Raw genomic sequence first — 16849 nt, forward strand, 5'->3', positions numbered from 1 at the left:
TGGCCACGTGCCCGGCTGCGCGTCACCGCTCGCTGAGATAATAGCGGTCGGTCGCGGCAAGCTGGTCATCCAGCTGGTAGACGATCGGCTGGCCAGTCGGGATTTCCAGCCCAGTGATCTCATCGTCGGGAATGTTCGACAGATGCTTGACCAAAGCGCGCAGCGAATTGCCGTGGGCGGAGATCAGCACGCGCTGCCCGTCCTTGAGCGCGGGAGCGATGCGCCCTTCCCAATAGGGCAGCACGCGTGCGATCGTGTCCTTCAGGCTCTCGGTGTTCGGGATAGCGATGCCGGCATAGCGGCGATCCTTCGACAGATCGTACTCACTGCCCGCTTCCAGTGGCGGCGGCGGAATGTCGAAGCTACGGCGCCAGATATGGACCTGCTCGTCGCCATGCTTGGCAGCGGTCTCGGCCTTGTTGAGGCCAGTCAGGCCGCCATAATGGCGTTCGTTCAACCGCCAATCCTTCTCGACCGGTAGCCACAGCCGACCCATCGCCTCGAGCGCGAGGTCGAGCGTCTTGATCGCGCGCGTCTGGAGCGAGGTGAAGCACATGTCGAAATCGAGGTCCTTGGCTGCCATCAACTCGCCGGCCAGCCGCGCTTCCTCGGCGCCCTTTTCGGTCACGTCGACGTCCCACCAGCCGGTGAAGCGGTTTTCGAGGTTCCAGGCCGACTGGCCGTGGCGGATCAGGACGAGCATGGGCACGAAGCTACTCCTTGCGGGGGATCGGGCGGCTCTGTAGCGCTTCGGGCCGTAACGGCAAACCGGGAGAGCGAGTCATGGCGATCGTGCGGCAACCCATGGTGTATGACGGCCCGGGCGGCCCGTTCGAAGGCGTGTTCGCCTATGACGATGAGGTCGAGACCGCGCGGCCGGGGGTGATGGTCGTGCCCAACGTGCTGGGCCAGAAGGAATCGGACAGCGTCACCGCCGAGAATATCGCCAAGCTCGGCTATGTCGGCTTCGTCGCCGACGTGTTCGGGCAGGGGCGGCGCAAGACCTTCGCCTCGGAAAATCCAGCCGAATATATGAACGAGCTCAACGCCGATCGCGGGCTGCTCCGCGAGCGGTTGAAGGCGTCGCTCGATGTGCTCAAGGGTTTCCAATTGGTCGATCCGGCGCGGACCGCGGTCTATGGTTATTGCTTCGGCGGCAAATGCGCACTCGACGTGGCCCGCGCTGGGTTCGACGTGCTCGGGGTGGTGTCGTTCCACGGCGTCTACGACAAGCCCGATTATGCCAGCGTTACCCCGATCAAGGCCAAGGTCCTGGTTTGTCACGGCTGGGAAGACCCGATCGCGCCGCCCGACGTGATGGTTGGTCTTGGCAAGGAATTGAGCGAGGGCGAGGCCGACTGGCAGATCCAGGCTTACGGGACTGCCGGCCACGCCTTCACCGATATCGATCGCAAGGGCGGCGCGGCGCCGAGCCGTCCCGGCGTCGCTTATGAGGAACGCGCCGATCGTCGCAGCTGGAAGGCGGCCAGCAACTTCCTCGCGGAACTGTTCGGCTAGCAAGAGAGGGCGCCGACCCCCGCCAGCGCACCTGCCCGCGATCAAACGCCGTCGATCACCTCGGCGATCGTTTCCAGGCACGCTACCGCCAGGACCTTGCACCGATCCGGCGACCAGCCGAATTCGGGGTCGGGATTGGGGTCGTGGTCCTTGAACGGCATTTCCAGGGTCATCGATACCGCCCCGAACCGCTCGGCGAGCTGGTTGGTCGACATGGTCAGATTGGCCTTGCCCGGGGCGGACTTCTCATAGCCTTTGGCGGTCTGGAATTCGGGCGTGCGCGCCGCGAGGCGCCGGCCGAAATCGTAGAATTTCTCGCCGAACGCGTCCGTCCAGCTCGGAATGCCTTCATAGCCGGCCAGGAAATTGGCCGGGATCGCCTCGTCGCCATGGACGTCCATCGCGAGCTTGACGCCGGTGCGGTCCATCTCGTCGCGGACCAGTTTGACCTCCGGACTCTTCTCCATCGAGGGCTCGTGCCATTCGCGGTTGAGGTTGATGCCGGCGGCATTGGTCCGAAGGTGCCCGCGGAAGGTGCCGTCCGGGTTCATGTTGGGGACGACATAGAATGTGCATTTGGCCTTGATCGCGTCAGCGGCAGGGCTGGTCAGCCATTCCAGCGCGCCTTCCATCCACCATTCGGCCATGCTCTCGCCCGGATGCTGGCGCGCGTAGAGCCAGACCGGCTTGTCGCCCGCGCCGATCGTCAGCAGGTCGATCGCGCGGCCGTCGAGCGTGTGGCCAAGCTCGCGATGCGTCATGCCGGGCTTCGCGGCATATTCGGCGATCAAATCCTCGTGCCGCTCCATCGTGTAGGGCGCGAAATAGGCGAACCACGCGACCTGCGCGTCCGATTGCCAGTCGAATTCGAGCACGCCGTTGTCGTAGCGCGTGGGGATCATCCGCCACTGGACGCGGTCGGTCGAGGCGCGTGCCTTATAGCCCGGCCAGCCGAACGGATAAGCCGATTGCCCCGCATTCAGGATGCGGAAGGTCAGCTTGCGCCCGGCGGCATTGGCGACGCGGAACGAGAACCATTGATAGAAATCGGACAGATGGTCCTTGGCGATTTCCAGGTCGACGCGGTCGCTCTTGATGTCGACGACGCGGATATTGCCGCCGTCGAACGCGGCGGTGATGGCAGGAAGGGAATCGGTCATTTGACCTCGATAGTCCGGCCCGACTCGCCAGGGAACCCGGTGAAAAGCGCAGTTGCGAGTTTGGGGGCGAGCTTGTCCGCCACGGCATTGCCGACCACGCCGATCGCGCGCGATTGGGCGCGGCCTTCCCACACGCCGAGATCGCCCTGGCGCTGGTTGATCTTGACCGACAGCATGCTGAGCGCGTCCTCGCGGTCCCGCCCGCGCCCGATCGGGAACGAGACGCCGCCGCCCAGGCCGACGCCACCGCCGCCACCATTGCCGCTCCATGTCCCGCCACCCAGGCCGATCCTGAACGGCGAGCGCTCGCGCACAGGGCGAGCCTCGATATGGAAGCCGATCTTGGCGACATAGACGCTCTTCGATCCGTCGGGGACCAGGGTATAGCCTTGCTTGGCCAAGGCATCGCCGACCGCCAGGGCATAGGCCTGATATTCGGGACCATTATCGATGCCCTCATCGGGCACCAGGGCGATCGTCCCGCGGCCGACCTCATCGGCGCGATAGCGAGTCACTTCGGTGGGGAAGGAGGCGGGCGCGGTCGCGCACCCCGCCACCATCAGGGCTGCCGTCAGCAGGATCGCTTTACGCATTCACTCTTCTCCACCATCGCGTTGCACCGGTATGTTGCCTTCTAGAGTCTGTTTCAGCAAAGCTGAAACGGTCGCGGCACCGGCCCGCTCCCCCACCCGACCTCCCAATCAGTTTATTCTATGGCTTAAAGAAGCGAATCGATCATGAAGATCCGCAATTCACTGAAGTCGCTCAAGGACCGGCATCGCGATAACCGCGTGATCCGCCGCCGTGGCCGCACCTATGTCATCAACAAGACCAACCGCCGCTTCAAGGCCCGCCAGGGCTAAGCTGCGGACGGCTTTCGCTGTCGTCGTTCGCGACGCTGGCGATATGTTGGACGACCGGAACCTCGAGTTCCTGACGAGCGCCTGATCGACGAGATCGGGCGCTCTTCGCGTTTCTGCGGCTTGGCTCTAGGCTGAGAACCAGATAAACCGCTGTTCGAAAAGCGATCTATTTCCAAGTTCGTCATCCCAGCGAAAGCTGGGATCTCAAGCGGCATCGCGTCACCGCCAGAGACCAACATCGGGTCGGATCGTCCCCCGGACGATCCTTGAGCATGCGGGGCATGCTCAACCCGATGTTCTTTCGCTGGGGTGACGGGAGTTGTCGGGGTGAGGGCGGAGAGACCCGCCGAGGCGCCTCAACTATACCCCTTCAACTCGTCGCCCATGATCCGCACGACGTGGAGCACGTTGGTCGATCCCGGCGTCTTGAACGGCACGCCGGCCATCACGATCACGCGGTCGCCCGCTTCGGCCAGGTGATGGCGCAGCACCATGCGCTTGGCCTTGGCGACCATTTCCTCGAACGAATCGACGTCGCGCGTGTGGACGGCATAGGCGCCCCATAACAGGCCCGATCGCCGCGCCGTCTCCATCTTGGGCGTCAGCACCATGATCGGCACGCCGGGGCGCTCGCGCGCGATTCGCCGTGCGGTCGAGCCCGAGCTGGTGAAACAGACGATGATCTTGGCGTCTATCGTCCGCGCGATGTTCTTGGCCGATTCGGACAGAGCGTCGGCGGTGGTCGGGTCCGAGCGGATCACCGTGAAATGGATACGGTCGCCATGCGCCGGATCGCTTTCGACCGCTTCGCCGATCGCGTTCATCATCGCGACCGATTCGATCGGCCATTTGCCCGCCGCCGATTCGGCCGACAGCATGATCGCGTCGGCGCCGTCATAGATCGCGGTGGCCACGTCGGAGACTTCGGCGCGGGTCGGCGAGGGCGATTCGATCATCGATTCGAGCATCTGCGTCGCGACCACCACCGGCTTGCCCTGGCGGCGCGCGGCCTCGACGATCCGCTTCTGCAGCGGCGGCACGGTCTGCGGCGGCAATTCGACGCCAAGGTCGCCGCGCGCCACCATCACGCCGTCGCACGCCTCGATGATCTCCTCGAGCCGCTCGATCGCGGCGGGCTTTTCGATCTTGGCGAGCAATGCCGCCTTGCCGCCGATCAGCTTACGCGCTTCCATCAGATCCTCGGGGCGTTGCACGAAGCTGAGCGCAATCCAGTCGACATTCTGTTCGACCGCAAAGGCGAGGTCGCTGCGGTCCTTCTCGGTCAACGCTGCCATCGGTACGACCACGTCGGGGACGTTCAGCCCTTTATTGTTGCTGAGCGGGCCGCCGACCTCAACATTGGTGACGATGCGGTGGGCGTCATGCTCGATCACCCGCAGCACGAGCTTGCCGTCGTCGAGCAGCAAGCGCGCGCCCGCTTCCATCGCCGCGAAAATCTCCTTGTGCGGCAGTTCGACGCGCGTGGCATCGCCGGGGGTCTTGTCGCGGTCGAGCACGAACATCGAATCGGTCTTGAGCTCGACCCGCCCCTCGGCGAACTTGCCGACGCGCAATTTGGGCCCCTGAAGGTCGGCCAGGATCGTGGTCGGCCGGCCATATTTCTTCTCGAGTCCGCGGATCGCCTCGATCACGGCGACCTTAGATGCCTGGTCGCCATGGCTCATGTTGACGCGGAACGCGTCGGCGCCCGCTTCGAACAGCTTGCCGATCATCTCGGGCGTATTGCTCGCCGGGCCCAATGTCGCGAGAACGCGGACCTTGCGCGAGCGAGGAGCGATGGCCTTGGTCATCCTGGGGAGGTTCCTCTGCTTGTCGAGGGCTGGCTCTAGTCCCTATCTCGGGAGGATCAACCGTGGAGCGTATAATGGATAAGCTCGATCAACTCGATGACGCATCGGCAGCTGCGGCGTTTCGCCGGCTGGTGCGTCTGCTCCGACACCGCGAGGATGCGCAGAATATCGACCTGATGGGGCTTGCCGGCTTCTGCCGCAATTGCCTGTCCGACTGGGTCGGGGAGGCCGCCGGCCTGTCCAGGGCAGAGGCGCGCGAGATCGTCTATGGCGAGCCTTATGACGGCTGGAAGGCGCGGCAGCCCGGGGCGACGCCCGAGCAGTTGCGGCGGATGGATGAGAGCATGGCGAAGAACGCCGCGCTCGACCAAGCGCTCGAGGATAGTTTCCCGGCGAGTGACCCGCCGGCGATGACCGAGCCGAATCGATAGGTATCCGGTCGAATAGCGGTTGAGGGTCCGGCCTCGACCGCTTAGACGGCGGCGCAAGCGCGCTGGCCGCGCCAATGCGATATCGCAATCCATTCGAACAGGCGGGGCATGGCGCTCGCCTCACAGTGAGGACTTATGGCTGAAGAACGTGTGGCTGAAGAACGTGGCGAGGGCATGGGTGGCGGACGCGTCGCGGCGGACGAGCTTCGGTTGCTGATCGAACGCGCCGAGCGCCTGGAAGAAGAGAAGAAGGGTATCGCCGACGACATCAAGGACGTGATGGCCGAGGCGAAGAGCCGTGGCTATGACGTCAAGGCGATCCGCAAGATCCTGGCGATCCGCAAGAAGAAGCGTGAGGAATATCAGGAGGAAGAGGCGATCCTGGAGACCTATCTGCACGCGCTGGGCATGCTCTGATCGACCTGATCCGATCGGATGACGAGGACGGCGGCGCTTGCGTCGCCGTTTTTCGTATGGGCGCATTTGGCGCTCGCCCGCGAACTGAGGCAGAGACGCCGCAATGAAATCTCCGGCAACCCATGACGCGATCATCCTCGGCGCCGGTGCCGCGGGGATGATGGCGGCTGCGGTCGCGGGGCAGGCGGGGCGGCGCGTGCTGCTCGCCGATCATGCCGACGCGCCGGGTAAGAAAATCCTGATCTCGGGCGGCGGGCGGTGCAATTTCACCAACATCCACACCGCGCCCGATTGCTATCTGTCGGCCAATCCGCATTTCGCGCGCTCGGCGCTGTCCCGTTACACGCCTGCCGACTTCATCGAGCTGGTCGAGCGCTATCATATCGCCTGGCACGAGAAGACGCTGGGTCAATTGTTCTGCGACGGCTCGGCCAAGCAGGTCGTCGCGATGCTGCTCGATCAATGTGAGCAGGGTGGGGTCGAGCTGAGTCTGGCGCGCGCCGCGAGCGAGATTGGCCATGCCGATGGGCTGTTCAGCGTCGGGCTTGGCAATCGCACGGTATCTGCGCCGAAGCTGGTGATCGCGACCGGCGGGTCATCGATTCCGAAAATGGGTGCAACCGGCCTCGCCTATGACGTTGCGCGACGATTCGGATTGAAAGTGATCGAGCCGCGACCGGCGTTGGTGCCGCTCACCCTGGGCGGCGATGATGTGCTGTTCCGTGATCTGTCGGGGGTTGCGACCGAGGTCGTGGCGAGCGCGGGGCAGGGGCGCTTTCGTGAGGCTGCGTTGTTCACCCATCGCGGATTGTCGGGGCCGGCGATCCTGCAAGTCTCGTCTTATTGGCGAAGCGGCGAGGCGGTGGCGATCGACTTCCTCCCCGATCGCGATGCCGGCTGGCTGCTCGCCGAGAAACGCGCGCGACCGCGAGCGACGGTGCGATCGGCCCTGGGACAGGCATTGCCTGACCGCCTCGCAGAAACGCTGGCGGAGCGGCTCGCGCTTTCCGGCAATCTCGCCGACCTGCCCGACAAGGCGCTTGCAGCTGCCGAGGCGCACCTCGCCGGCTGGACTTTCCGTCCCAACGGCACCGAGGGATTCGCCAAGGCCGAAGTCACGATCGGCGGCATCGCGACCGACGGCCTGTCGCAGAAAACGATGGAAGCGAAGGCTGTAGCTGGGCTCCATTTCATTGGCGAAGCTGTCGACGTCACCGGCTGGCTCGGCGGCTACAATTTCCAATGGGCCTGGGCCTCGGCCGTTGCCTGTGGGGAAGCGCTCTAAAAGTTTGTTTACGCGAAGGCGCGAAGATGCTGGAGGTGCGGCAGGCGCGGAGCGCCTTTTCGAATCTCCGTGTGTCTACCGAACGATGGGCGGGCCCCAACATCTTTGCGCCTCTGCGCCTCTGCGCGAACCAATTCCAACCCACCGCTTTGACCACGCACGCCACCCGGTTTAGAGACCCCGCCAAACGCCAATGAGGACCCAATGGCAGGCCATTCCAAGTTCAAGAACATCATGCATCGCAAGGGCGCGCAGGATAAGAAGCGCTCGGGCATGTTTTCCAAGCTCAGCCGCGAAATCACCGTCGCCGCGAAAATGGGTCTGCCCGACCCTGATATGAACCCGCGCCTGCGCGCCGCCGTCAACGCGGCCAAGGCGCAGTCGATGCCCAAGGACAATATCCAGCGCTCGATCGACAAAGCGAGCCGGGGCGATGCCGAGAATTACGAGGAAATCCGGTACGAAGGCTTCGGCCCGGGCGGCGTGTCGCTGATCATCGAGGCGCTGACCGACAATCGCAACCGCACCGCGACCAATGTGCGCACCGCGGTCAGCAAGAATGGCGGCAATCTCGGCGCATCGGGCTCGGTCAGCCACGCGTTCGACCGCATGGGCCTGATCACCTATCCGGCCAAGGCGGGCGATGCCGACAAGGTGTTCGAGGCGGCGCTCGAAGCCGGTGCCGAGGACGTGAGCTCGTCGGAGGACGGGCACGAAATCTGGACGTCCAACGAATCGCTTCACGAAGTCGCCAAGGCGCTGGAGCCGGTGCTGGGCGAGGCCGAAAGCGCCAAGTTGGCCTGGCGTCCGCAGACCATGGTCGATGTCAGCGAAGGCGACGCCGCAACCCTGTTCAAGCTGATCGACGCGCTCGACGACGATGACGACGTCCAGACCGTGTGGGGCAATTACGAAGTCTCCGACGCGGTGATGGAGAAACTGGGTTGAACCAATTTCCCTCTCCCGACGGGAGAGGGAAGGAGCCCGCTCGCGAAGCGAGTGGGAAGGGTGAGGGCAGTTATGCCACAGCACCTGCCCTCACCCTTCCGCCGCTTCGCGGCTCCCTCCCTCTCGCAGAGAGAGAGGGATTTTGATCATCCTCGGCCTCGACCCCGGCCTCGGCACGACCGGCTGGGGCGTGATCCGGGCCGAGGGCAACCGCTTGTCGCACCTGGCCAACGGGCAGTTGAAGACCGACGCCAAGGAAAACCTGCCGCGGCGGTTGGCGCATCTCGACGCGATGCTCGCGGCGCTGATCGCCGATCACGCGCCCGACGCGGCGGCGGTCGAAGAGGTGTTCGTCAACATGAACCCGCAATCGACGCTTAAGCTCGGCCAGGCACGCGGCGTCGTGCTGCTCGGCGCCGCACGGGTCGGGATCGATGTCGGCGAATATGCCGCGCGGCTGGTCAAAAAGGCAGTGGTCGGCGTCGGCAATGCCGAAAAGGCGCAGGTCCACGCCATGGTTGCGCGGCTGCTGCCCGGGGTGAAGATCGCCGGCGCCGACGCCGCTGATGCGCTGGCGGTAGCGATCTGCCACGCGCACCACCTCGCGAGCGCGCGACGACTGATCAACCTTGACCGCTAGTTAAAGATTTCCGCAGCGTCGACGGGCTTTAAGTCGATCCGTCCCAAGGCGCGAACGCCGCGAATACCGTTGACCACGCCAATCAGCAGGATGGCGTCGATCAGGATGCCTACGACCGCAAGCGTCATGATCTTCATCACCAACTCGACCGCCAGCAAGACGGCGGCGACCGAGCCCCACACGATGCCCTTGCCCGCGCGCAGTCGAAGCGCGGCGGCGCCAAACAACACGACCTCGACGGCTGCCCCAGCGAGGCCCGCCACGAGAGGCATGGGCAGGCTCGCCCCGTTCGACGTCACGCCGATGACGATTAATCCAATCAGCCCAAGCCCAGCCGCAATGAGGCAGGCGAACCCGCCGAGCTGCGCTGCGCTCAACGCACCATCCTCCGTCGTCAGGTCGACGTTCCACATTGCCATGCGAATTCCCCCCTATTGCCCAAGGTGATAGTAACAGGAGCGGCTCGTTGGTCTAGAGCGGGTTAACGGCGCGCTGTCTCGATTTTGCTTTCCCGCGCAGTCACGTTCTGGTTATGTCCTCCGCCATGATCGCACACCTCCGTGGCCGCCTCGAAGCGACCGGCATCGACCATGCGGTGATCGACGTCGGCGGCGTCGGTTATCTGGTCGGCGCCTCGGCCAAGACGCTCGCGGCGATCGGCCCGATCGGCGAGGCCGCGACCTTGTTCACCGAGATGCTGGTCGCCGAGGATTCGATCCGGCTGGTCGGTTTCGCCCGCCCCGACGAACGCGACTGGTTTCGCTTGCTGACCGGCGTCCAGGGAGTCGGGGCTCGTGTCGCGTTGGCGATCCTGTCGGTGCTCGAGCCGGTCGAGATCGCGAAAGCGGTAGCTGCGCAAGATAAGGCGATGGTGGCGCGCGCCAATGGCGTCGGACCGAAACTCGCCGAGCGCATCGTCCGCGAGTTGAAGGACAAGGTCGGCGGCGTGATTCCCGGCAGCCTGACCCCGGTCACGGCGGCGATGGGCGCAGCGCAGGACGCGGTGTCGGCGCTGCTCAACCTAGGATTCCGCCCTGCCGAGGCCAATGCCGCGGTCGGAGCGGCGGAAGAGGAACTGGGCGCCGGCGCCGGGCTGGATGCGTTGGTGCGGCTGGCGTTGAGGAAGGCGGCGAAATGACGGACGAGACGACGGTACGCCGCGCCACCTGCGCTTGTGGCCAACTCGCGATCGAGTGCGTTGGCGAACCGGTGCGCGTCTCGGTGTGCCATTGCCTCGACTGCAAGCGACGATCAGGCAGCGCATTCGCGATGCAGGCGCGGTTCCCCAACGATCGCGTCACCATTTCGGGGCAGTCGAAACAATGGACGCGGACCGGCGATGAGGGCGGCAAGGGCGTGATGGATTTCTGTCCCGATTGCGGCTCGACCTTGTTCTACCGGGTCGAGTTCGATCCCGATATGGTCGCCGTGGCGGTCGGCGGCTTTGGCGATCCGAATTTTCCAACGCCGATTTATTCGGTTTACGAGACGCGCAAGCATCGCTGGCTCGAGATTGTCGGAGACGGCATCGAGCATTACGAATGACCGCCTATGTCATTTCAAGGGTGACGATGAAGCCCGGCCCCGCGCTCGAGGCGTATCGGCGGCTGGCGGCGGCGTCGATCGCGCGGCATGGTGGTCGGTATCTGGCGCGCGGCGGAGCGATGACCGTGCTCGAAGGCGAGTGGCGCGCGGGAGCTGTATTGCTGGCTTTCCCGAGCGTGAGGGCGGCACGTGCCTGGTATTCCTCTCCCGATTATGCCGAAGCGCTGGCGCATCGCGACGACGCCGTCGAGCGCGACTTGGTCCTGGTCGATGGGATCGATTCCTGACCGCGGCGCGGTAGAGCGTGCCCGGCGCGTGACGATCAGTTTATTGATGTAGCGAAACAATTATTCGGCCGGGCGATCAGGGTCTAGGCTGTCGCTCCCGAACGATGGGAGGACGTATGAAGCGACTTCTGTTGGCTACCAGCGCGTTCCTGCTGATTTTACCCGATATCAGTGCAGCCTTTGCTCAGGTGGGGCCGAAACTGCCCCCCGGCGCGACGACCAAGCCGGGCCGTCCCGGCGGTCCGCAGATCCAGCCGCCGCGGCCACAGCCGCCCAAGCCACGGCCTCCACGGCCACGCCCACCGGGTCCGGGCAATGGCGGCGGTGTCGTTCGCCCGCCACGGCCTCCGCGCCCGCCGGTGACCAAGCCGATGCCGCCGCTGCCGCGGCCGCCCAAGCCCGGCAAACCGCATCGCCCCGGCGCCGGCCGCCCGCCCAATTTCCGGCCGATCCACCGGCCGGGCTGGATCTATCCGCCGGGCTGGCATTATCGCCGCTGGACGATCGGCCTGCTGCTCCCCGCCATCTTCGTCGGCCATCATTATTATTACGACGATTGGTGGCAGATGGGCCTCGAGCCGCCGCCTCGCGGCTATCGTTGGGTGCGCTATGGCCCCGATCTGCTGTTGGTCAATGTCCGCACGCGCCGGGTCGCCGACGTGATCTACGGCGCATTCTACTGACCGCGTGACAAAAGGGGGCGTGAACAGGTAGGGAACGTTCGATGGACGAACCCGCCCGCCTGATCACGCCCCAGCGTCAAGCCGAGGATGTCGACGCGGCGCTGCGTCCCAAGACGCTCGACGAGTTCGTCGGGCAAAAGGCGGCGCGCGAGAATCTGCGCGTGTTCATTGCCGCGGCCAAGGCGCGCGGCGATGCGCTCGATCATGTCCTGTTCTTTGGGCCGCCGGGGTTGGGCAAGACCACGCTCGCGCAGATCATCGCGCGCGAAATGGGGGTTGGCTTTCGCGCGACCAGCGGCCCGGTCATCGCCAAATCGGGCGACCTTGCCGCGTTGCTGACCAATCTCGAGGACGGCGACGTCCTGTTCATCGATGAGATCCACCGGCTCCAGCCCGCGGTCGAGGAAGTACTCTATCCGGCGATGGAGGATCGCGCGCTGGACCTGATGATTGGTGAGGGGCCATCAGCACGCAGCGTGCGGATCGACCTCCCGAAATTCACCCTGGTCGGGGCGACGACGCGGCAAGGATTGCTGACGACGCCGCTACGCGACCGTTTCGGCATCCCGGTGCGGCTCAATTTCTACACGGTCGATGAGTTGGAAGCGGTGGTGACGCGGGCGGCGCGCTTGCTCGGCCTCCATGTCTCGGCCGATGGCGCGCAGGAGATTGCGCGGCGTGCACGAGGGACGCCGCGCATCGCCGGGCGGCTGCTGCGCCGGGTGCGCGACTTCGCCAATGTCGCGGGACGCGAGACGGTCGATGCCGTCGCCGCCGACGCCGCGCTCAACCGGCTCGAAGTCGACAAGCTCGGGCTCGATGCGATGGACCGCCGCTATTTGATGATGATCGCCGACATCTATCGCGGCGGCCCGGTCGGCGTGGAGACGCTCGCGGCTGGTTTGAGCGAGCCGCGCGACACGATCGAAGAAGTCGTCGAGCCCTATATGATCCAGCTTGGCCTGATCGCGCGCACCGCACGCGGACGGTGTCTCAACCCATCCGGTTGGAAGCATCTCGGCCTGAATCCGGCCGCCGGCGCACAGGATGGTCTGTTCGATCAGCCGATGAAATAGACGATCGCCGCAGCGCCGCCGCCAAAGATCGCGGCAACGACCATCCCCAGGATGCCGGCAATCGCGCTGCCTCCGCGCCGCTTGGCGAATGCTGAGCGTTGGCCCGGTTTGGCCAATTTGAGTTCGATATAGCCCGCAATCGTTCCCCCGATCGCGGTGGCGATTAGCGATACCAAGGCGCCGAGCGGCGATCGGCCCACCGTCGCGATCGCGATCGGCAGCAAGGCGGCGATGGGTGCCGCCATCAGCAAGGCAGCGGCGAGCTTGGCCTGATCGACGCGCTGTTTGTGGACCGGCGCCACCGCGATCAATTCGGGCGCATCCTCGCCCGACACGGCCAGCCAGGCAAAGCTGCCGGTGAGCTGGGTCGCTACCAGCACGCTGGCAAAAGCGAGGCCGGGCGCGATCAGCCCGCCACCGCCGCGAAACGCCACCAGCATCAGCGGGATCAGATAGACCAGGCGCAGGATGATCTGGAACACCAGGCCGGGATCGCGCGCGAGCAGACGCCATTCCTTGGCGAGGACCGACCGGAACAAGCCGGCATGGAACAATCGAGCGCTCGCCTTGCCGGTCGGCCGCGTCCGGCTCAACCGCATTCCTGCATCCTGATAGCCGCTCAGGAACAGGCGCTGCAGCACCGCGCCGGTGCCCGCGAACAGCGCGACGCCGATCGCCAGCAGGATCGCGAGCGACACCGGATCGCCGAACGCGGCATGGCCAGGCACGCCGCTCCATCCTGTCTCGCCCCATCCCCAGGCGCGTAGATCCTGGAAGATCACGACAAAGGACGACTGCCGGCCCTGGGCGCCATGCGACAGCTGGCTGAAGAGGAACAGGGCGCCGCCCAGCACGGCCGCGGCAACCTGACCGACCGTGCGCGCGGCGCGGGGGCCGGCGATGCTGGCGAGCGCGAGGGTGATGGCGATGCCGATCGCGGCGGCGGTCAGTGCCAACGCCACCAGCAGCGCGACGACCCCGAGCAGATGCGGATGACCCAGGATCGCGATCGGCACGACCACCGGCAGCAACAGTCCGGCATAGGTCAACACGATCGCGCCGGCGATTGCCGCCAGCTTGGCTAACAATACGATGCGGCCCTCGATCGGTGCGGTCATCAGCAAATCGAGGTCGCGGCTTTCGTACAAGGTCTGCTGGCTGCCCAGGATCGCCTGCGTCGTCATGAACGACAAGGCGACGACCGACGCAGCCAGGATTCCAATCCCGATCTCCGCGCGATAGTCGATCGGCACGCCCATCACGAAGTACGCGAACGTTGTGCCGGCCACGAGGTAGAGGCCGAGCAATACGAGGGCGAGCACCTGACGCTTGCCGCCGCGTCTGCGACTGCGCCAGGCGAGCCGCAATTCGTGCCAAGCCAGCCAGGCAAAGCTTCCGGGAGCCAATCGGGTCACGCCCCGCTCGTCAGCCGGATAAAGGTGTCTTCAAGCGTCATGCCCTCGGTCCCGGCGCGATCGCGCAATTCGTCGAGCGTGCCTTCCGCGAGCAATTTGCCGCTGCCGATAATGCCGATGCGATCGGCCATGCGCTCGGCGACTTCGAGGATGTGAGTGGTGACGATCACCGTCTTGCCGCGATCGACCTGTTCGCGCAGCGCGTCCTTGACCGCGCGCGCCATCGCGGCGTCGAGCCCGGTCAGCGGCTCGTCGAGGATCAGCAGCTTGGGATCGTGGATCAGGGCGGCCGCCAACGCGACCTTCTGCTTCATGCCGCGCGAAAAGCTCTCGCACCTGGTGTCGCGCTGTTCCCACAGATCGAGCCAATGAAGCAGCCGTTCGGCTTCTTCCGACGCGACATGCGGATCCATCCGCCACAACCCGGCAACGAAAGCGAGATATTCGAGCGGGCTCAATTTGTCGTAGAGCATCGGCTCATCGGGCAGCCAGGCGGTGATCGCCTTGGCCGCGATCGGATCGGCCAGCGCATTCACCCCGAAAATCTCAATGCTTCCCGCATCGGGCCGGGTCAGGCCGGTGACCATCCTGAGCGTGGTCGTCTTGCCCGCGCCGTTCGGGCCGAGCAGTGCATAAAGCTGGCCCGCCGCGATATCGAGGTCGAGGCCAGTGATGACGGGTTTGTCGAACGCCTTGGCAAGGCCGCGAATCCGAAGGGCTTCTGTCATTGGGGGCGGTTTAGCCTGACATCACGCCTCGTCCAGCGCGAACAAACTTTCGACCGGCTTGCCGATCGCGGCGGCGAGTTTGAGCGCCAGGATCGTCGAAGGAACGAACACGCCGTTCTCGACCGTGTTGATCGTCTTGCGGCTGACCCCGATGCGCTCCGCCAGTTCGGCCTGCGTCCAGCCGAGCCGCGCGCGCTCGTCGCGCAGACTGTTGGTCAGTCCACTGCTCACGACTTGAGTGCGCGCCGCTCGAGCATGCCGAAACGGATCCACGCCGCGGCAATGCCAGCGCTCATCATCACGTGGATCACGTCGCGCGCGCTCATCGGCTCGAACAGGGAGAGGATGTAGAGCGCGATGGCCGCGACCATCGTCGCGAGGAAGCCGTAACGAAACCCTTCGGCGCGGTGTATTTGGGCGCTTTCGTCGTTGATCAAGGCGCGGACATTGGCGCCGCGGAACCAGCCACCGCCCGTCGCAAACGCGATCAGCAACACGATTGAGAGTAGCGGCCAAGCGCTGACCGCGACGTGATCGACAAGTCGCGACCCGTCACCCAGGCGGCGGCCGCTGAAATAACTTGCTTGTTGGGCGAGAAAGATTGTCGCCATGGCTGGCATCATCCGCGCACGACGGTGCACTAGTCGGTCGGCGATTTCGGCATCGGTCATCTTGAACACCCCCTCGGAATGTAACCTATACTACTCATGTAACCTGAGGGTTACATCGACGCAAGGGGCAAAATCGGGGACGAATGGGTTTGCCTCACCGCTTCGGACCGCTAGGGACTTAACCATGACGGCAACCGGTATCGACCAGCCGGTCGAAGGACGCTTCGACGGACGCGAGCACCGATTCCCGGTGCGCGTCTATTTCGAGGACACCGATCTGTCGGGCGTGGTCTATCATGCCAATTACCTGCGCTACATGGAGCGGGCGCGGTCGGACATGCTGCGGCTGGTCGGGATCGACCAGCGCGCGACGATGGAAGCCGGGGAGGGCGCCTATGCGGTGTCCGATATGGCGATCAAATTTCGCCGTCCGGCGAAACTTGACGACGCGTTGGTGGTTGTTTCGCGACTGATACGGGTTCGCGCCGCGGCGGTGCATATTCATCAGAGAGTCATACGGGGACCTGAATTACTGGCAGAGGAGGACGTGACCGCAGCATTGGTCGCGCCCGACGGACGCCCGAAACGCCAGCCGGCAAGCTGGGCGTCGGCCTATGCAGGGCTGATCTGGACACCCGAAGAACAAGGGGACTGAAGACGTAATGCATTGGAGTTTGGACCTTTCCCCCGGATCGACCTCACCGCTCGCGCTGCTGCTGCATGCCGACATCGTCGTCCAGATCGTCATGGCCGGACTGCTGCTCGCCAGCATCTGGACCTGGGCGATCATCATCGGCTTCTCGACCAAGGTCGGCGCGACCCGGCGCAAGATCGACAAATTCGAAAAGGATTTCTGGAAAGCGGAGGATATCGACGCTTTCTACAAACTGCACGGTGATGACGAATTGCCGGTGGCGCGCGTGTTCGCGGCCGGCGTGTCCGAATGGCGCCGCTCGACCGCCGGCGGCGTGGTCGATCGCGAAGGTATCCGCGAGCGCCTCGCCACCGCGATGGGATCGGCCGTGGCGGGGGAGGCGGACAAGCTCGCCGACCGGCTCAACATCCTGGCCACGGTCGGGTCGGTGGCGCCTTTCGTCGGCCTGTTCGGCACCGTCTGGGGCATCATGTCGAGCTTCACCGGCATCGCCGCGGCGCAGAATACCAGCCTGGCGGTGGTCGCTCCCGGTATCGCCGAGGCGTTGTTCGCGACCGCGATCGGTCTGTTCGCGGCGATCCCCGCGGTCATCGCCTACAACCGCTTCAGCCATGGCGTGAACCGGATCGAGGCGCGGCTGATCCGCTTCGCCGATGGGTTCCATACGACCTTGAGCCGCCAGTTGGAGGCGAAAAGGTGAATAGGGCGATGTGCCTGTTCCCCTCCCGTTTACGGGAGGGGCTAGGGGAGGGCGTGTCCGTTCCCGCTACAGACAC

Annotated in this window: 23 protein-coding genes; 14 read left to right on the forward strand and 9 right to left on the reverse strand. The window is 65.0% G+C overall.

What is annotated here, in order from left to right:
• Window positions 1-22 precede the first annotated feature (22 nt).
• Window positions 23-709: a 2,3-diphosphoglycerate-dependent phosphoglycerate mutase gene (gene gpmA / locus AC1DSD_RS09425; protein WP_478029771.1), complete on the reverse strand. Its 687-nt coding sequence runs from the start codon at window positions 707-709 to the stop codon at window positions 23-25.
• A gap of 74 nt (window positions 710-783) precedes the next feature.
• Between gpmA and AC1DSD_RS09430 the strand changes: the two genes are divergently transcribed.
• Window positions 784-1518, forward strand: coding sequence for a dienelactone hydrolase family protein (locus AC1DSD_RS09430; RefSeq protein WP_478029772.1), 735 nt, complete (start codon window positions 784-786; stop codon window positions 1516-1518).
• Window positions 1519-1559: 41 nt separating this feature from the next.
• Here AC1DSD_RS09430 and AC1DSD_RS09435 read toward each other — a convergent pair whose 3' ends face one another.
• The gene (locus tag AC1DSD_RS09435; RefSeq protein WP_478029773.1) at window positions 1560-2678 is read right to left on the reverse strand and encodes a M14 family metallopeptidase; all 1119 of its coding nucleotides are present in this window, start codon (window positions 2676-2678) and stop codon (window positions 1560-1562) included.
• The gene (locus AC1DSD_RS09440) at window positions 2675-3271 is read right to left on the reverse strand and encodes a DUF4136 domain-containing protein (protein WP_478029774.1); all 597 of its coding nucleotides are present in this window, start codon (window positions 3269-3271) and stop codon (window positions 2675-2677) included. The genes AC1DSD_RS09435 and AC1DSD_RS09440 overlap by 4 nt, the downstream gene beginning before the upstream one ends.
• Before the next feature lie 144 nt (window positions 3272-3415).
• Here AC1DSD_RS09440 and ykgO point away from each other — a divergent pair, with 144 nt between their 5' ends.
• A complete protein-coding gene (gene ykgO, locus AC1DSD_RS09445) occupies window positions 3416-3541 on the forward strand; it encodes a type B 50S ribosomal protein L36 (RefSeq protein ID WP_003046794.1) in 126 nt (41 codons plus the stop codon).
• A 356-nt stretch (window positions 3542-3897) separates the two neighbouring features.
• On the opposite strand, the gene pyk is transcribed toward ykgO, so the two are convergent.
• A complete protein-coding gene (pyk, locus tag AC1DSD_RS09450; protein WP_478029775.1) occupies window positions 3898-5352 on the reverse strand; it encodes a pyruvate kinase in 1455 nt (484 codons plus the stop codon).
• A gap of 74 nt (window positions 5353-5426) precedes the next feature.
• Between pyk and AC1DSD_RS09455 the strand changes: the two genes are divergently transcribed.
• From AC1DSD_RS09455 to ruvC, 5 genes are all read left to right on the forward strand, one after another.
• Window positions 5427-5783, forward strand: a complete 357-nt coding sequence (locus tag AC1DSD_RS09455) for a DUF1244 domain-containing protein (RefSeq protein ID WP_478029776.1) — start codon at window positions 5427-5429, stop codon at window positions 5781-5783.
• 174 nt (window positions 5784-5957) lie between these two features.
• On the forward strand, window positions 5958-6200 hold the full coding sequence (locus AC1DSD_RS09460) for a DUF2312 domain-containing protein (protein WP_218016277.1): 243 nt from the start codon (window positions 5958-5960) through the stop codon (window positions 6198-6200).
• 103 nt (window positions 6201-6303) lie between these two features.
• On the forward strand, window positions 6304-7485 hold the full coding sequence (locus AC1DSD_RS09465) for a BaiN/RdsA family NAD(P)/FAD-dependent oxidoreductase (protein ID WP_478029777.1): 1182 nt from the start codon (window positions 6304-6306) through the stop codon (window positions 7483-7485).
• A gap of 204 nt (window positions 7486-7689) precedes the next feature.
• On the forward strand, window positions 7690-8433 hold the full coding sequence (locus tag AC1DSD_RS09470; RefSeq protein ID WP_478029778.1) for a YebC/PmpR family DNA-binding transcriptional regulator: 744 nt from the start codon (window positions 7690-7692) through the stop codon (window positions 8431-8433).
• A gap of 142 nt (window positions 8434-8575) precedes the next feature.
• Entirely contained in the window at window positions 8576-9073 is a 498-nt protein-coding gene (gene ruvC / locus AC1DSD_RS09475; RefSeq protein WP_478029779.1) for a crossover junction endodeoxyribonuclease RuvC, read from the forward strand.
• On the opposite strand, the gene AC1DSD_RS09480 is transcribed toward ruvC, so the two are convergent.
• On the reverse strand, window positions 9070-9492 hold the full coding sequence (locus AC1DSD_RS09480) for a hypothetical protein (RefSeq protein ID WP_478029780.1): 423 nt from the start codon (window positions 9490-9492) through the stop codon (window positions 9070-9072). The genes ruvC and AC1DSD_RS09480 overlap by 4 nt on opposite strands.
• A gap of 125 nt (window positions 9493-9617) precedes the next feature.
• Here AC1DSD_RS09480 and ruvA point away from each other — a divergent pair, with 125 nt between their 5' ends.
• The 5 genes from ruvA to ruvB all read left to right on the forward strand — a co-directional run bounded on the left by ruvA (window position 9618) and on the right by ruvB (window position 12664).
• Window positions 9618-10211 carry a Holliday junction branch migration protein RuvA gene (gene ruvA, locus AC1DSD_RS09485; protein WP_478029781.1) on the forward strand — a complete coding sequence of 198 codons (594 nt, stop codon included), beginning with the start codon at window positions 9618-9620 and terminating at the stop codon, window positions 10209-10211.
• Window positions 10208-10618, forward strand: coding sequence for a GFA family protein (locus AC1DSD_RS09490; protein ID WP_478029782.1), 411 nt, complete (start codon window positions 10208-10210; stop codon window positions 10616-10618). The genes ruvA and AC1DSD_RS09490 overlap by 4 nt, the downstream gene beginning before the upstream one ends.
• Entirely contained in the window at window positions 10615-10905 is a 291-nt protein-coding gene (locus tag AC1DSD_RS09495) for a DUF1330 domain-containing protein (protein ID WP_478029783.1), read from the forward strand. Before AC1DSD_RS09490 ends, AC1DSD_RS09495 begins: the two co-directional genes overlap by 4 nt.
• Window positions 10906-11021: 116 nt before the next feature.
• Entirely contained in the window at window positions 11022-11588 is a 567-nt protein-coding gene (locus tag AC1DSD_RS09500) for an RcnB family protein (protein WP_478029784.1), read from the forward strand.
• Window positions 11589-11629: 41 nt separating this feature from the next.
• Entirely contained in the window at window positions 11630-12664 is a 1035-nt protein-coding gene (ruvB, locus tag AC1DSD_RS09505) for a Holliday junction branch migration DNA helicase RuvB (RefSeq protein WP_478029785.1), read from the forward strand.
• Here ruvB and AC1DSD_RS09510 read toward each other — a convergent pair.
• Genes AC1DSD_RS09510 through AC1DSD_RS09525 form a run of 4 tightly spaced genes read right to left on the reverse strand, consistent with a single transcriptional unit; the run spans window position 12649 to window position 15478 of the window.
• Window positions 12649-14079, reverse strand: a complete 1431-nt coding sequence (locus tag AC1DSD_RS09510; RefSeq protein WP_478029786.1) for a hypothetical protein — start codon at window positions 14077-14079, stop codon at window positions 12649-12651. The genes ruvB and AC1DSD_RS09510 overlap by 16 nt on opposite strands.
• On the reverse strand, window positions 14076-14807 hold the full coding sequence (locus AC1DSD_RS09515) for an ABC transporter ATP-binding protein (protein ID WP_478029787.1): 732 nt from the start codon (window positions 14805-14807) through the stop codon (window positions 14076-14078). Before AC1DSD_RS09515 ends, AC1DSD_RS09510 begins: the two co-directional genes overlap by 4 nt.
• A 21-nt stretch (window positions 14808-14828) precedes the next feature.
• Window positions 14829-15038, reverse strand: a complete 210-nt coding sequence (locus AC1DSD_RS09520; RefSeq protein WP_478029788.1) for a helix-turn-helix transcriptional regulator — start codon at window positions 15036-15038, stop codon at window positions 14829-14831.
• Complete coding sequence (locus AC1DSD_RS09525) at window positions 15035-15478, reverse strand: hypothetical protein (protein ID WP_478029789.1); 444 nt, start codon at window positions 15476-15478, stop codon at window positions 15035-15037. Before AC1DSD_RS09525 ends, AC1DSD_RS09520 begins: the two co-directional genes overlap by 4 nt.
• Window positions 15479-15602: 124 nt before the next feature.
• Here AC1DSD_RS09525 and AC1DSD_RS09530 point away from each other — a divergent pair, with 124 nt between their 5' ends.
• Both AC1DSD_RS09530 and tolQ read left to right on the forward strand, forming a co-directional pair.
• Window positions 15603-16073 carry a YbgC/FadM family acyl-CoA thioesterase gene (locus AC1DSD_RS09530; protein WP_478029790.1) on the forward strand — a complete coding sequence of 157 codons (471 nt, stop codon included), beginning with the start codon at window positions 15603-15605 and terminating at the stop codon, window positions 16071-16073.
• 7 nt (window positions 16074-16080) lie between these two features.
• Complete coding sequence (tolQ, locus tag AC1DSD_RS09535; RefSeq protein WP_478029791.1) at window positions 16081-16773, forward strand: protein TolQ; 693 nt, start codon at window positions 16081-16083, stop codon at window positions 16771-16773.
• Window positions 16774-16849 lie beyond the last annotated feature (76 nt).

Source organism: Sphingomonas sp. P4_D12 (assembly GCF_056401895.1).